The organism is Corynebacterium mycetoides (assembly GCF_900103625.1).
In the GTDB taxonomy this organism is placed as follows: Bacteria; Actinomycetota; Actinomycetes; order Mycobacteriales; family Mycobacteriaceae; genus Corynebacterium; species Corynebacterium mycetoides.
This window is the reverse complement of the sequence record NZ_LT629700.1, coordinates 2238781-2253780: the sequence shown is the minus strand read 5'-3', so window position 1 is coordinate 2253780 and position 15000 is coordinate 2238781. Positions and strand designations below refer to the sequence as shown.

General features: G+C 62.4%; 13 protein-coding genes. 8 read left to right on the top strand and 5 right to left on the bottom strand.

Annotated elements, in window-relative coordinates; genetic code table 11:
- Nucleotides 1-61 precede the first annotated feature (61 nt).
- Nucleotides 62-820: an SDR family NAD(P)-dependent oxidoreductase gene (locus BLS40_RS10815; RefSeq protein ID WP_092147133.1), complete on the bottom strand. Its 759-nt coding sequence runs from the start codon at nt 818-820 to the stop codon at nt 62-64.
- A 241-nt stretch (nt 821-1061) separates the two neighbouring features.
- Here BLS40_RS10815 and BLS40_RS10810 point away from each other — a divergent pair, with 241 nt between their 5' ends.
- Nucleotides 1062-2408 carry a glycosyltransferase 87 family protein gene (locus BLS40_RS10810; protein WP_092147130.1) on the top strand — a complete coding sequence of 449 codons (1347 nt, stop codon included), beginning with the start codon at nt 1062-1064 and terminating at the stop codon, nt 2406-2408.
- A gap of 333 nt (nt 2409-2741) precedes the next feature.
- Here the strand turns inward: BLS40_RS10810 and smpB are convergent, their stop codons facing one another.
- Genes smpB through ftsE form a run of 3 tightly spaced genes read right to left on the bottom strand, consistent with a single transcriptional unit; the run spans nt 2742 to nt 4865 of the window.
- A complete protein-coding gene (gene smpB / locus BLS40_RS10805; RefSeq protein WP_092147127.1) occupies nt 2742-3233 on the bottom strand; it encodes an SsrA-binding protein SmpB in 492 nt (163 codons plus the stop codon).
- A 4-nt stretch (nt 3234-3237) separates the two neighbouring features.
- Complete coding sequence (ftsX, locus tag BLS40_RS10800) at nt 3238-4140, bottom strand: permease-like cell division protein FtsX (protein WP_092147124.1); 903 nt, start codon at nt 4138-4140, stop codon at nt 3238-3240.
- A gap of 23 nt (nt 4141-4163) precedes the next feature.
- On the bottom strand, nt 4164-4865 hold the full coding sequence (gene ftsE, locus BLS40_RS10795) for a cell division ATP-binding protein FtsE (RefSeq protein WP_092147121.1): 702 nt from the start codon (nt 4863-4865) through the stop codon (nt 4164-4166).
- 158 nt (nt 4866-5023) lie between these two features.
- Here ftsE and BLS40_RS10790 point away from each other — a divergent pair, with 158 nt between their 5' ends.
- From BLS40_RS10790 to BLS40_RS10765, 6 genes are all read left to right on the top strand, one after another.
- Nucleotides 5024-6538, top strand: coding sequence for a class I adenylate-forming enzyme family protein (locus tag BLS40_RS10790; RefSeq protein ID WP_092147118.1), 1515 nt, complete (start codon nt 5024-5026; stop codon nt 6536-6538).
- A 35-nt stretch (nt 6539-6573) separates the two neighbouring features.
- On the top strand, nt 6574-8061 hold the full coding sequence (locus BLS40_RS10785; protein WP_092147115.1) for a 3-oxoacid CoA-transferase subunit B: 1488 nt from the start codon (nt 6574-6576) through the stop codon (nt 8059-8061).
- Nucleotides 8062-8462: 401 nt separating this feature from the next.
- Nucleotides 8463-10220 carry a DUF3556 domain-containing protein gene (locus BLS40_RS10780; RefSeq protein WP_092151959.1) on the top strand — a complete coding sequence of 586 codons (1758 nt, stop codon included), beginning with the start codon at nt 8463-8465 and terminating at the stop codon, nt 10218-10220.
- An 80-nt stretch (nt 10221-10300) separates the two neighbouring features.
- Nucleotides 10301-11713, top strand: coding sequence for a phytoene desaturase family protein (locus BLS40_RS10775; protein WP_092147106.1), 1413 nt, complete (start codon nt 10301-10303; stop codon nt 11711-11713).
- Between the two features lie 15 nt (nt 11714-11728).
- Nucleotides 11729-12727, top strand: a complete 999-nt coding sequence (locus tag BLS40_RS10770) for a hypothetical protein (RefSeq protein WP_092151957.1) — start codon at nt 11729-11731, stop codon at nt 12725-12727.
- A complete protein-coding gene (locus BLS40_RS10765) occupies nt 12681-13007 on the top strand; it encodes a helix-turn-helix domain-containing protein (RefSeq protein ID WP_092151955.1) in 327 nt (108 codons plus the stop codon). The genes BLS40_RS10770 and BLS40_RS10765 overlap by 47 nt, the downstream gene beginning before the upstream one ends.
- A gap of 27 nt (nt 13008-13034) precedes the next feature.
- On the opposite strand, the gene prfB is transcribed toward BLS40_RS10765, so the two are convergent.
- Nucleotides 13035-14138 (bottom strand): peptide chain release factor 2, encoded by a 1104-nt coding sequence (gene prfB / locus BLS40_RS10760; RefSeq protein ID WP_092151953.1) that lies wholly within the window; start codon nt 14136-14138, stop codon nt 13035-13037.
- A gap of 38 nt (nt 14139-14176) precedes the next feature.
- Between prfB and BLS40_RS10755 the strand changes: the two genes are divergently transcribed.
- Nucleotides 14177-14995, top strand: a complete 819-nt coding sequence (locus tag BLS40_RS10755) for an inositol monophosphatase family protein (protein ID WP_231908461.1) — start codon at nt 14177-14179, stop codon at nt 14993-14995.
- The last annotated feature ends 5 nt before the right edge of the window (nt 14996-15000 follow it).

The window sequence follows — 15000 nt, the reverse complement described above, 5'->3', positions numbered from 1 at the left end:
GTCACGTAGTTGCAAAAGGCCCCTTGATGGGGCCTTTTCGTGTGCGTTCCTCAGCTAAACGCTAGACAGCGGTGTAACCACCGTCGACAAGGTGGTAGCTACCGGTAATGAAGGAAGCCTGATCGCTGAGCAGGAACGAAACCAATGCGGCGACCTCATCTGCCGTGCCCAAACGCCCGGTCGGGTGCTTGGCAATAAGGCCCTCGCGGGCTTCGTCAGGCAGGTTCTTGAGCAACGGAGTATCGATGTATGCCGGGCCCACAGCATTGATGCGGATGCCTTCCGCGCCATATTCAGCAGCGGCGTTCTTGGTCAGGCCAACAACGCCATGCTTCGCGGCGGTGTAAGCGGCATTGCCAGGAGCTGCGACCGTGCCGTGGATCGAGGCCATGTTTACGATCGCGCACTCGGAGGTGTTCCCCTGCGTAAGGAACTGCTCAATCTGGTAGCGGTTGCCGTAGGCGACGCCCGAAAGGTTGATGGCAATGACGTTATCCCAGTCCTCCAGATCCATCTCCCCGACCTTGTTGGACGTGCCACCGATACCAGCATTGTTGACAGCGAGCTCAAGGGAGCCGAACTTCTTGACAGCAAACGCCACGGCTTCCTTGTTCTTCTCAGAATCGGCAGTGTCAATCTCGAACGACGCTGCCTCTCCGCCAGCTTTGACGATCTCCTCAACAACCGTATCGGCGGCATCGACCTTCAGATCCGCCACCACTACCCTCGCACCTTCGGCGGCGAGCTTCTTGGCTACCGCCGCGCCGATGCCCGAGCCTGCGCCGGTAACGAGTGCGACCTTGCCCTGAAAAGTAGACATACTATTTCCCTTCAATGTATTTCCTACGATGCAACATCTAGTGTACCGACGTAAACGAAGAGTGGCGCCGCGCTACGCTTCGCGCGGCTCGAGAAGATCCGGCTCGCCGGATGGTCGTCAAAGCCAGGTCTGGGCACGGTTTTGTGAAACGATGAGGTGGCAAACAGCGAATCAAGCTGATCAGTTGAAACCCCCACCCACCACGAGCCCGATGTTGGAGCTCACCCAAAAGGTTCATCAAATGACTGTCGTTAATAGGCCCCAACCGCGTCACGCGGCGACACCACCTCGTTTCCGCGCCTCCGACACCCCGGAAAAAGTGCTCGCCGGTACACCCGCCTTGATCATCGGGTTGAGCGCGCTGATCGCGTTGATGGTCTTCCGCACTTTTCACCAGCCCGAGGACCACGCGTTGCGCTGGCGAGTGCCCCTCGACCTGGAGATCTATCGCATGGGCGGGCAGGCACTGCTGCGGGGCGAGAACCTGTACGACAAGGCCTACATCTTCGACCTGCCGTTTACCTACCCGCCGTTTGCAGGTGTGCTGTTTACCTCGTTCGCGTATCTGACGGACAACGCACTCATCATCCTATGGCAGATCGGGATGCTTGCCGCCCTCGCGGTGATCATCGCTTTGGTGTTTCGCGAGCGAGGTTTCAAGCTCACCCCACTGACCCTCCTGGTCTGCGTGCTGCTGTCGTGCGCCAGCATCGGCAACGAAGCTGTCCACGGCACGCTCTTCTTCGGGCAGATCAACATCTTCCTCATGCTCCTCGTCGCGCTCGACATCCTGCCCGGTAGCCGGCGCCTGCCGGGGATGGGCATCGGAATCGCCGCAGGGCTGAAACTAACCCCGGCCTACATGGGTTTGGTGCTGCTGTTTCAAAAACGCTGGTGGGCCGCCGTCATCTCGGTGCTGACCTTCTTCGCAACCGTGATCATCGGTTTCGCCTTCGTGCCCGACGCCCGCCACTTCTGGCAACACGCCATGTTCGATTCCTCGCGCGTCGGCAGTTCCGAAAACACGGGGTCCAAATCCGTCCTCTCCGTGATGCAGCGCACCTTCGGGCTGGAGGGCGGCACGGTGTGGATCCTCTCGGTGATCGTTATCTTCGTATTCACCTGCCTCGCGCTGCGCACGGCAATGCTGCGCAACAACCGCTCGATGGCGTTCGCGCTCACCGGCATCAGCTCCTGCCTGGTGTCCCCTTTTTCCTGGTACCACCACTTCGTCTGGCTCGTGCCCCTGAGCGTGGTGTTCTTCCTCGCCGTCAACGAGTGGGCTGCCGACCGCTTTGGCGCTTCGCTTGAAGGCGCCCTCGCTGGCCTCTCGTCCCTCGCGGCCATCGTCTGCTTCCATATCCCGTTCGTTTCCTACCCGGTGTGGCGCGCGATGTCGTCTCGCGGAATCGACGAGCTCTCCCAAACCACCCCGTGGCTCGGCACGATCTGGACCACGCTGTGCCTCCTGTTCATCGTCGGTTACGCGATCTTCGGGTTCATGCCGCGTGGACGTGGAGTCCGTAGCACCTCCTCTCGGCCCAAAGGTATCGGACTGGCCGAGGAAGGTTCTGCCGCGGCGGAGTAATCAACGCAAAGACCCCCTCTCGCTGAACTGCTCCCCACTAGTCGGTAACTGATTTCTCAGTCCAACTAATGGGGAGCAGTCCAGACTACGGTGCTCGGGGTTCTACCAATGGGTTTCACCACCGTGTTTGTCCCCTACCGTCAGCTTGGGTCTGAGTCCGAACCCTTCCCGGGAAAGATCGTTTCGGCTGGTCCCACCTTCTGGACCGATTATGTCCAAGCTGCCCCCGTCTTGTGGGTGGTAGCGCTTACGGTGGCGGTTCTCATCATGAATCTGAGAAAATCACACCGCCCTCGCGGTTAGGTTACGCACTCGAAGAAAGCCGGAAACAACCTACGCCTTGATCCCCTTGAACTTCCGTCCGAGGTCGCGCGCGATCTCGCGGTCTTCGGTGCGCTGCTTGATGTCGCGGCGCTTGTCGTAATCCTGCTTGCCCTGGGCGAGTCCGAGCTCGACCTTGGCGAGGCCGTCTTTGAGGTAGAGCTTCAGGGGGACGAGGGTGCGGTTGCCGTCGCGAAGCTTGCCCTCGAGCGAATCGATCTCGCGGCGGTGCAGGAGCAGCTTGCGGGTGCGGCGCGGCGAGTGGTTCGTCCACGATCCCATCGAATACTCGGGGATGTGGAGGTTACGGAGCCAGACTTCCCCATCGTCGATGGTGGCGTAGGCCTCGACGAGGGATGCCTTGCCGTCGCGAAGCGACTTGATCTCCGTGCCCTGCAGGACTATTCCCGTCTCGTAGGTGTCCAGGATCGTGTAATCGTGCCGCGCCTTGCGGTTCGCGGCGATGACGTTGCTGCCGTCGGACTTCTTCTTTTTCTTTCCCATAGCGCTACTTCCGTACGTACGACCGCAACGCGATCTGGGCGACGACGCCGGAAACGATAACGGCTCCGAGTCCAACGAGCGGCATCACGGTCCACACCGCCGAGTCCGGCAGCTTGGCCACGAGCAAGTTCTCGTACACCCTGGTCAGCATCGGATCGACCACGTGGGCCTTGGCAAACCACACCCCGACAGTAGCCAAGATGGCGCCGACGAACGTGGAGATGACCGCTTCGAGGATGAAGGGCGCCTGGGTGAACCAGCGTGTGGCGCCGACCATGCGCATGATGCCGATCTCCTCACGCCGGTTGAACGCCGCGAGCTGCACCATATTGGAGATGAGGAAGATCGCCGCCAGCGCCTGAGCCGCCGCGATGAGGAACGTGGCGTTGCGGAAAGAGTCCATGGAATCAGCGGTGCTGCGCACGTCGCTCGCCTGGTCGGCGACGAAGGTGACCTGCGGGAGGTCGCGGACGGCGTCGATAGGCGATGTGTCCGTCGGGTCCTTCAACCGCACGTGGAGCGCGGCGGGCATTGAGTCACGCGAGGTCTCTTGGACGAGAGCTGGGTCCGACTCTTTGAACAGTTCGACGAAGCGGTCGTAGGACTGCTCACGGTTGCGGAAGGTCACCGATTCAATGCGGTCGTCGCTCTGCAGCTTGTCGCGGACCTGCATGCAGCTTTGCGACGAACAGTCCTTGTCCTCCACCGAGATCTTCTCATCGAGCTCCACCATGACCTCGACTCGGTCGAGGTACAGGTCCTTGGTGTTGCTGGTCACCTGCGAAATGAGAATGCCGGTGCCGACGAGTGCGAGCGACAGCGCGGTGGTGATGATCAGCGCGATAGTCATGGTGAGGTTGCGGCCCAGGCCGCGGAAACCTTCGCGGAAGATGAAGTTCCAGTTCATTGCGTTCCTCCTCTCGAGAACTCTTAAACGTTGGTGGAGCCGTGGACCCCGTAGATGCCGTGGGCGTCGTCGCGCATGACCTTGCCCAAATGGAGCTCGATGACCCGCTTTCGCATGTCGTTGACGGCGCGCGCGTTGTGGGTGGACATCACCACTGTCGTGCCCATCCTGTTGATGCGGGCGAGCAGCGCCATGATGTCGTCGGCGGTGGAGGGGTCGAGGTTGCCGGTGGGTTCGTCGGCAAGCAAAAGCGGTGGCCTGTCCACGAACGCGCGGGCGATGGCGACGCGTTGCTGCTCGCCGCCGGAAAGCTCGCCCGGCATGCGGTTCGCTTTGGCGTCGAGGCCAACGATTTCGAGCGCTTCCGGCACGAGTTTCTCGATCTTCGACTTCGGTTTGCCAATCACTTCGAGCGCGAAAGCGACGTTGTCGTAGACGGACAGCTTGGGCAGCAGACGGAAGTCTTGAAAGACGTAACCGATCGACTGCCGGAGTTTGTTGACATCCTTCCCCTTGAGCGCATTCACATGGAACCCGTCGAAGTGGATGTCCCCAGAGGTGACGTTCTCCTCGCGGATGAGCAGCTCGAGGAACGAGGACTTGCCCGAACCGGACGGGCCAATGAGGAAGACGAACTCGCCGTTATCAATGGTCAGCGAGACGTTGTCGAGCGCCGGCCGCGTCGAAGTCGGGTAGACCTTTGTCACGTTGGAGAAGGTGATCACTCACGTCACTCTAGTTCGCGAGCCTCCCGTAATAGAAATCTCGCCCCTAAAAATCGCAGGTGACACAGGATGTTCTGAGCCGATCAGGAAACTTCAAGATGTTTTGCTTAGAAAGGTTTTATAGTGGCTGTTAAACAGATCACAACCAAGGAGGAAATGTGGCGGACTACAGCTACCAACCATGGCACGAACTGCACCAAGGCATCGAAGGAACTCGGCTGCGGGATTCATTCCGTGAGCTCACCGGACAAGAATTCGCAGAGGAAGTCGAGATCCTCGCCCGCCAGTTGTCCACCCTGGGAGTCGGCCCCGGGGATGTCGTCGCCACGTTCCTGCCCAACCGCCTTGAACTCCTCACCGTGATGGGTGCCGCGTGGCGCCTCCGCGCGGCAGTGACGCCAATGAACCCGACGTTCACCGCGACCGAATCCGCCTACCAGGTCGAGGACTCCGGCGCGAAGGTCGTCGTGACGACGAACGACTTCGCTGCGCGCCAACCGGAAGAGTGCTTCCCCGGCGCCCGGGTCCTTCCCTTGTTCGAACTCGCTGTTTCCGGCCAGCACCCGACCCACGAGGATTCCAGTTCCCCGCTGGCTCTGCCTGACTTGCCCACTCCCGACGACATCGCGCTCATCGTCTACACCTCGGGCTCCACCGGCCGCCCGAAGGGCGTGCTGCTCAGCCACAAGAACCTGAACGCGATGGTGAACAGCATCTCGGGCGCGCTGGACATGGGCGGAGAGATTAACGCACTCATGCCGTTGCCGCTGTTCCACTCCAACGCGATCCTGGTCAGCTTCCTCGCTCCTTACAGCCGCGGCGGCAAGGTGAGCATCCTCGACCGATTCAATCCCATGGAGTTCATCACCGCGGTCGCGGAGTACCGTCCGACGTACTTTTCCGCGGTACCGGCGATATTCGCCTACCTGCTGCAGCTCCCGCCCGACTCCGGCGTGGACTTCTCCAGCCTCAAGTTCGCTGTCTGCGGCGCCGCTCCCGCCTCGATCCAGCTCATCGAGTCGTTCGAGCAGAAGTACGGCGTGAAGATCCGCGGGGCGTACGGCCTCACCGAAGGAACGGTCGGCTCCACCGCCGTTCGGCTTGACGACGACCCACCCTCCGGCACCGTCGGCCGCGCTCTTCCCGGCCAGGAAGTCCGGATCATGGATGAGGACGGCAACTTCCTACCGGTCGGCGAGCCCGGCGAAGTGGTGATCAAGGGCGACAACGTCATGGTCGGCTACCTCAACAAGCCCGAGGAAACCGCGAAGACGATCGTCGATGGCTGGCTTCACACCGGCGATGTCGGCTACCTCGACGAGAACGGATTCCTGTTCCTCGTGGACCGCATCAAGGACATGATCATCCGCGGCGGCGAGAACCTCTACCCGTCCGAGATCGAGGCCGCTCTCAACACTCACCCGGACGTCGTCGAGTCCGCAGTTGTCGGGCTTCCGCACGAGGTGCTCGGCGAGGTGCCGGTGGCGTACGTGAGCAACTCGAACCCGTCCGCGGTGGACACTGACGCGATCCTCGACCACGTCCGCCCGCAGCTGGCAAAGGTGAAGTGGCCCGTGCATATCTCCGCGGTGGAGGACCTCCCCCGCAACCCGGTGGGCAAAGTCGACAAACCGACTCTCCGGAATATCGCGAAAGACGACTTTCTCGGCTAACCACTTTTGAAATCCAATTCCCGAAAGGAAGCCTTATGACTTTTTCCAAAATCGTCGATGGCCCGGAACAGGCGCTCGAGGGACTCGAAGACGGCATGACGCTGGCCGTCGGCGGCTTCGGTGTCTGCGGCAACCCGCTCGTTCTGCTCGATGGGATCGTCGGAACGGGAGTCAAGGACCTCACGGTCTACTCGAATAACCCTGGAACGATGATCGACGACCGGCACCTCGGTCTCTCCACACTGTTCCAGTCGAAGCAGGTGAGCAAGTTCTGCGGCTCCTTCTTTGGCTTCAACAAGGAATTCGAGCGCCAGTACTTCAATGGCGAGATCGAAGTGGACCTCATCCCCCAAGGCACCTTGGCCGAGAAGATGCGCGCTGGCGGTGCCGGCATCCCCGCGTTCTACACCGCGACCGGCGTGGACACCGCCCGCGCAGACGGAGGCCTGCCGTCGCTGTACAACTCCGAGGGCGAGCTCGTGAAGACATCCGAGCCGCTCGAGACCCGCGAATTCGAGTTCAAGGGCGAGACGCGGACGTATGTTCTCGAGGAGTCTGTTATCACTGACTTCGCGCTGCTCCGAGCGCATAAGGCCGATCCGGAGGGCAACCTGATTTTCCGCCGCACCGCCGGCAACTTCAACGCTGACGCCGCCACCTGCGGGAAGATCACCGTCGTCGAGGTGGAGCACATGGTGGAAACCGGTGATCTGGACCCCGACGAGATCGACGTGCCCGGCATCTTCGTCGACCGGATCTTGCCGCTGACACCGGAGCAGGCGACGAGCAAGTTCATCGAACGATCGACGGTCCGCCCGCGCGAAGAGGCGCCCACAGAGGAAGCCCCCGCCGCGAGCGAAGCCGCGGCTAGCGACGAGCCGAAGAAGGGCTGGTCGCGATTGGAGATTGCGGAGCGCGCAGCCCAAGAGCTTAAGGACGGAGAGTACGTCAACCTCGGCATCGGCATGCCGACGGCGGTGGCGAACTACATTCCCGCCGACATCCACATCACTCTCCAGTCCGAGAACGGCATCCTGAAGACTGGTCCCTACCCCTACGAGGACGAGGTCGACCCCGACATCATCAACGCCGGCAAGGAATCGGTGACGATCCTGCCGGGCGGTGCCACCTTCAGCTCTTCCACATCGTTCGCGATGATCCGCGGCGGACACGTCGACACCGCGATCCTCGGCGCGATGGAGGTATCGCAAAACGGCGACATTGCCAACTGGAGCATCCCCGGCAAGAAGATGACCGGCATGGGCGGCGCCATGGACTTGGTCAAGGGCGCCCGAAAGGTCATCGCGATCATGGACCACGTCGCCCGCAAGGACGGCTCCTCGCGCATCCTCAAGGAGTGCACACTGCCGCTGACCGCCAAGGGCGCGGTGGACACCATCATCACGAACCTGTGCGTCTTCACGGTGGACGAGAACGGGCTGAAGCTCGTTGAACTCGCACCCGGAGTGACGGAGCAGGACATCGCCGACAACACCGTGGCGGATTACACGGTAGCGCTGTAGTCGCGCCTGCGGGATCCGCTCCCGCCCCTCTTTCGCTCAAGCGGTGGCAGCCACCTCTTTCAGGTGGCCGCCACCGCTTTTGTTTTGCACATCTAAATGTCTGGCGGTTTCGTTCTTGCATGTCAAAGCCATGTTTTGTACGCGCGGCATAAAGATCGCTCAATTGTTTAGCCACACAAACATTGTTGAGAGTGTCAGCCTCCTCTTATGGTTAAGCCTCAATCCTGTAAGCCACATCACAGTCCGGAGACGGTCTCCGGGGTAGACGGGCGGTACCTACAACGGGTCCCGCCTTGCGCAGCGGGATCGGAGAACCAGACATTGAAAGGAGAGACCGATGGCTTGGTCTACACCCGACCTCCTCGATACGCCCTACGAGGAGTACAAGAAACTTAGCCTGAGTGAGCGTCTGCGGCTCTCAGGTGCGAGCCTCGCAGAGATCGGGCTCGGCTCCCCAAAGCAGGCTCTTCTACCTGTTCAAGTGCACGGCCTACGTGGTCATCGGCTTGACTGTTTCGACGCTTTTCGCTGGCGTTGGTAACCCCCTCAACGTGAGCAACTGGTGGGCGGAGCCGATCGTCTACCAGAAGTTCCTCTTGTTCGCGATCCTCTGGGAGCTCTGCGGTCTCGGCGCCAGCTCTGGCCCTGCGGGCTTCCACTACGTGCCGCGCTTCGGAGCCAACAAGTACTGGTCGAAGGTCGGAGTGATCAAGCGCCCTCCATTCGGCGGACGGCTGCCGGGCCAGGGCGGTGACACCCGCTCGATCGTGGACGTGGCCGTCTACTACGCGCTGGCGCTTTCCCTGGTCGTAGGCATCGTCATTCCACCCACTAACCACGATTACGTTGCCGAGTACATCCCGGGGGCAGACGGCGGCATGCTGCCAATGTGGTCGATTCTGGTTCCACTCGTTCTCATCCTGTTCCTGGGGTACCGCTGCCAGCACCTCTTCCTCGGCATGCGCAACGACCAGTACTTCCTCGCGCTACTCTTCGCGCTGGTTCTGAACCCCCACGACTACATCATTGGCGTGAAGATGATCATCGTCCTCGTCTGGATGGGTGCCGGCGTGTCCAAGTTCGGCCGCCACTTCGAGTACGTCGTTCCGGTCATGATGGCCAACGCTCCGTACATGCTCAGCAAGCGCGTTAGCCGCCTCTTCTTCCGCAAGCACCCGCACGACCTCCAGCCGTCGTGGCTGTCCCTCGCCATGGCGCACGTGCTCGGAACCGTCGTCGAGCTGATCTGCCCGCTGGTCCTGCTGCTGTCCGGCAACTTCTACGCGGCCGCCATTGCAGCGTTCGTCATCATCGGCATGCACATCGTCATCATCCTGTCCATGCCGATCGCGGTTCCGCTCGAGTGGAACATCCACTACATCCTGCTGACAGTCTTCATCTTCTTCGGCTTCCCGGTTTGGGAGGGCTACGGGCTTGGTTCTATCAGCAGCGTCTGGGCCGGCGTATTCATCTTCTTCTGCGTCCTGATTGGCCCCGTCTTGGGCAACCTCAAACCGGAATGGATCTCGTTCCTCATCAGCATGCGCCAGTACGCCGGCAACTGGGCGTGCACCGTGTGGGCCTTCTCCCCGGAGGGCATCGAGAAAATGTACACCGACTACCCGGGCGCTATCCCCCCGCCCGAGGAGATCATCAAGGCCGGCTTCGGCGAAGAAGCTAAGTTCAAGCTCATGGACAAGGTCCTCGCGTGGCGCTCTATGCACTCCCAGGGCCGCGGCTTGCTCTCGCTGCTCACCCGCGAGCTCGGCCCCGCCGTCGATGGCTACGAACTGCGCGAAGGCGAGTACATGTCCGCATGGCTGCTGGGCTGGAACTTCGGTGAAGGCCACTTCCACGTCCCGACCATCTGGCCGTCCGTGCAGAAGCACCTCAACTTCAAGCCGGGCGAGTGCGTCGTCGCATACGTCGAATCGCAGCCCCTACACAAATCGACGCAGCGCTACGTGATCTACGACATGGCGCTGGGCGTGCTGGAAACCGGTGAGTGGAAGGTCAAGGACTGCATCTCGGAACAGCCGTGGCTGCCCAACGGTCCGATCCCCGTCAACCCGGACCCGGAGTTCCAGGGCCGCCAGTTCCTGCACGAGCGCATCGCCCTTTACACTCGGGACGCACAGCAGCCGGTTCCGCAGGTCTAAAGAGCCCCTCTCCCCATGCGCCCTCCCGCGCCGTGGGGGATCCACCTTTCAATCGCCTTCTAAGAACGAGGAGCACCGCTATGAAAGCAGCAATCGTCGGCAGTGGCCCCAATGGCCTGGCCGCGGGGATCACTCTGGCCCGCAACGGATACGACGTCACTGTCTATGAATCCGCGGCCACGCCCGGCGGCGGCATGCGCAGCAATGAATCGCTGCGCAGCGGTGTCGTCCACGATATGTGCTCCGCCGTTCACCCGATGTCCGTGGTGAGTCCCTTCTTCCGCGAGACCGACCTAGCCAAGCACGGCCTGCGGTTCGCTTTCCCCGAGGTGGACCTCGCCCATCCGTTGGACGGCGGCCGCGCCGGCGTCCTCTACCGGGACATCGAGAGGACGTCCGCTGGACTCGGTTCGGACGGACGGCTGTGGAAAGCGACGTTCGGGCCGATGGCTGCGAACTTCGACAAGATCGGGAGCTCCGTGTTCGGGCCGATGCTCACCATTCCCAAGTACCCGCTCTCCTTCGGCTACTTCGGAATGAACGCGGCGCTGCCGGCACAGCTGTCAGCGAAACGGTGGCGTTCGGACGAGGCCCAGGCGCTCTACATCGGTGTTGCCGCGCACAACTTGACTCGGCTGGACACGCCGATGAGCTCGGCCGCCGGCACCCTGCTCACCGCCGCAGCCCACGTGGCAGGATGGCCGGTCGCGGAAGGTGGCAGCGGGTCGATCGCTGCGGCCATGGTCGCTGAGCTCGAAGAGCTGGGCGGAAAGGTCGAATGCGACCACGAGGTGACGTCACTGAAGGAGCTTAGAAACGTCGACGCAGTCATGCTCGACGTCAGCCCTTCCATCGCGTTGAAGATCTGCGGGGATGAGCTCCCGGCACGTCAGCGACGCGCCTACCGCAACTTCCGGCATGGGGTCGGCGCGTTCAAGGTCGACTTCGTCATCAAGGGCAAAGTCCCCTGGACGAACGCCGAGGCCCGCAAGGCGGGCACAGTTCACGTCGGCGGGACCGCAGACGAGGTCGCCCGCGCCGAAAAGGCCGCGGCAGCAGGCGGGTTGTCCGACCGGCCATTCATCCTCGTCGGCCAGCAGTACCTCGCCGATCCCTCGCGCAGTAGCGGCGACTACAACCCGCTTTGGGCATACGCCCACGTCCCCGCCGGATACCGCGGGGACGCGACGGAAGCCATCGTCACCCAGATCGAGCGGTTCGCGCCTGGTTTCCGCGACATCATCGTCGAATCGGTCTCCTACTCGACGGAAGCGGTGCAGGATTACAACGCGAACTACATCGGCGGCGACATTATTGGTGGCTCGTCGGACATGATTCAGCTGCTTGCCCGCCCGATCTTCGCTCCGGACCCCTACTTCACCGGGATCGACGGGGTCTACCTTTGCTCGGCGTCGACCCCGCCGGGCGCTGGTGTGCACGGCATGAGCGGCTGGCAGGCGGCGAGCCGCGCGATCAAGGCCCGCCGAACCTAGGTGCCGCCCCACCCGATGAACGCTACAGAACGCCAGGAAGATGACCAGTTCGGTCTTCTCGCTCACCGAGTGTCAGAGAATTTCGAGGAGCTGGTTTCCACAGTCACGCAATATATAGAGGACACTCTCTTCCCCAACATCGCTCCGTCGTTGCGGGAAGACCTCTATGACAGCGTGCACGCGAACATCGCCAACCTCGTGCTCTTGCTGCAGGGCAGGCTCGACCTCGACGCGATCAACTACATGGCTCTGCCGGAAGGGGTCACCCGGTTCGCCCAGTCTTGCGCCCGGCACGGCTACTCGGTGACGACGCTCACCTTGGCCTACCACCAAGGGCAGAACGCCATCGAGCGCGCGGTGCTGGTCACCATTCAGGAGCAATTCGCGGAGCAGGATGCCGTGTCCTCGGTGACCGACCACTTCGATCTGCTCGAAGAGGCCATGTCTCTCTGCCACGAGTTCTTGCTCATCGTGCAAGGAAAAGTCGTCGAGGTCTACAACCTAGAGCTAGAGAACCTCTTCCTGCCCGGCAATACGGCGACTCTTGAAACGGTCAACGCGATTCTCGCCGAACCTGAGAAGGCACCGCAAACCGGCGAGGTGGAGAATTACTCTCTTGACGGCCAACACGCAGCCGCGGTTGTCTGGATGCCGTCGCCGGAGCCGCTCCCCGCGAGTGAATCAGTTGAGATAGCTCAGAAGATGGCCCGTGTACTCGGATCGACCTCGAAAGTGCTAGTCGTCTTTCCCCGCCCCGGCGAGATGTGGGTGTGGATGAAGAACCCGATCCTCAACCTCGCGCCGAGCGACAGTGGACCCGCGGAGCTGATCGCGGGACTGCTTCCCAAAGATGCGCGCGTGGCATTTGGTCCGTCTGCTAAAGGAGCGGCCGGCTTCGCCTACGCACACGCTCACGCGCCGCTTTCAACAGCTAGCGCAACGCGCAGAGTGCTCCGTCCCCCGCATTGTGGATTACGCCGCTCCCGGCGCGGCTGTCGCGGCGGCGTTCGTTGACCAGGTGGACGTCGCGTCCAACTTTGTCCGGCTCACACCTGGCGAACTGGCATTGCGGGACCACAACGCGGCCCTGCTGCGTCAAAGCGCGCGATTGTTCCTGCTCCATGGCACGGACGAGGCCGCCAAACAGCTATATACCCATCCCAATACGGTCAAGTACCGCAACAAGCGGTTCCGGGACATCCTCGACCGTGGCACCCTGCGCGCGTCCGATATCCAGCTCGCGCTCGATCTGACCCACTGGTACGGCGACGCTGTGCTGTGGAGTTCGCTGTAGCGGCAGAGCCGCTGGCAGACCGCCGGTCTACTCCCCGGCTTCCCGCTGGGCCATGCGCCACCGGATTCCCGTTTCGAGGAAGCCGTCGATGTCGCCGTCGAGGACCTTCTGCGGGTCGTTGACTTCGTACTCTGTGCGCAGGTCCTTGACCATCTGGTACGGGTGCAGGACGTAGGAGCGCATCTGGTTGCCCCAGCTGGCGTTGCCGCCGGCACCGAGCGCATCCATTTCCGCTTTCTCCTCTTGGCGCTTCTGCTCCAAGAGTTTGGACTGGAGGACGTTCATCGCAGAGGCCTTGTTCTGGATCTGCGATTTCTCGTTCTGGCAGGTGACCACAATTCCGGTGGGAAGGTGGGTGATGCGCACCGCCGAGTCGGTCGTGTTCACTGACTGTCCGCCGGGACCGGACGAGCGGTAGACGTCGACGCGGATGTCCGAGTCCGGAATATCGATGTGGTCGGTTTGCTCGACGACAGGCAGCACTTCCACTTCGGCGAATGAGGTCTGCCGGCGCCCCTGGTTGTCAAAGGGCGAGATGCGGACGAGGCGGTGCGCGCCCTGCTCCACCGACAACTGGCCGTACATGTACTCGCCGTGCACCACGAACGTCGCCGACTTGATGCCGGCCTCCTCCGCGTACGAGACGTCGTAAATGTCGACCTTGTAGCCGTTCTTCTCCGCCCACCGCGTGTACATGCGCATGAGCATCTCGGCCCAGTCCGCGGCATCGACGCCGCCGGCGCCGGAGCGGATATTCACCACCGCCTCGCGGGCATCGTATTCGCCGGAGAGCATGGTGGTGACCTCAAGGGATTCGACTGCGCCGGTGAGGTCGGCGAGTTCGTCGTCGGCAAGCGAAGCGTCCCCCTCTTCCTCCGCGAGCTCGTACATCACGGGGAGATCGTCGAGACGCTGCCGCAAGCCGCGCACTTTGCGCAGCCGCGCTTGGACGTTGGACAGCTCGGTGGTGATCTGCTGCGCGTGCTCCGGGTCGTCCCACAGGCTCGGGTCCGCCGCCTGGCTCTCCAGCTCCCGGGCCCGCGAATCCATCTCGTCGAGATCCATCACCTTCTCGATGGTGGTCATCGTCGCGTCGAGCGATTGGATGCGTGCGCTAGTCTCCGGTTGCATACGTGCGCAGTCTAGTGGACGGCGCAATAATGGCTGGCATGAGCGACCTAGCCCACGCATTCATCGCCGACTTGGAACACGCCGAAGACCGCGAACTCGCGCCCGCCCTCGTCGAGACGGCGGGCGAACTCGCGCTGTCCATGCGCAACCGCGGGCTGGAGACGAGTCAGAAGACGTCGGTGTCGGATGTCGTCACCGAGGCGGACACGGCCGCGGAGAAGTTCGTCGCCGACGTGCTCGCCGCCCTCCGCCCGGACGACGGAGTGCTCGGCGAGGAAGGCGCGGCCAAAGCGTCCGCGAGCGGCCGCACGTGGGTCATCGACCCAGTGGACGGGACCTACAACTTTTCTTGCGGGTCGGACTATTTCTGTTCGGCAGTGGCGCTCGTGGAGGGTGAGCCCTCCGACCCGGAACGCATCGTCGCCAGCGCAGTCAACCGCCCGGCACTGAAAACGACGTGGACCGCGCACGGCGGGGAGTCGTTAAAGAACGGCGCCCAGCTCGCGCCGCTTGTCGACGCCCCCCTCGACCAACTCGCCCTCGCCACCTACCTCCACCCGCGCGTCATGCTTGACGACGGCATCCGCGGAGCCTGGATGGCCGCGGCGAGTCGCGCAGCGACGGTGCGGATGTTCGGCGCCGGGTCGATCGACCTCGCCACCGTCGCCTCCGGCGGCATTGGAGGATGGATGCAGCATTCTGTCGCCGACTGGGACTGGCTGCCCGGCAAAGCGCTCGTCGAAGCAGCCTGCGGTGCCGCGGTGAAGGTCGACGCAGGTGGCGTGACGTGGTGCGTCGCAGGTAACCGCCGTCTCGTCGACGACGTGCTCAGCCTCCTCGCCGACTCGGGGCACTAGAGTCG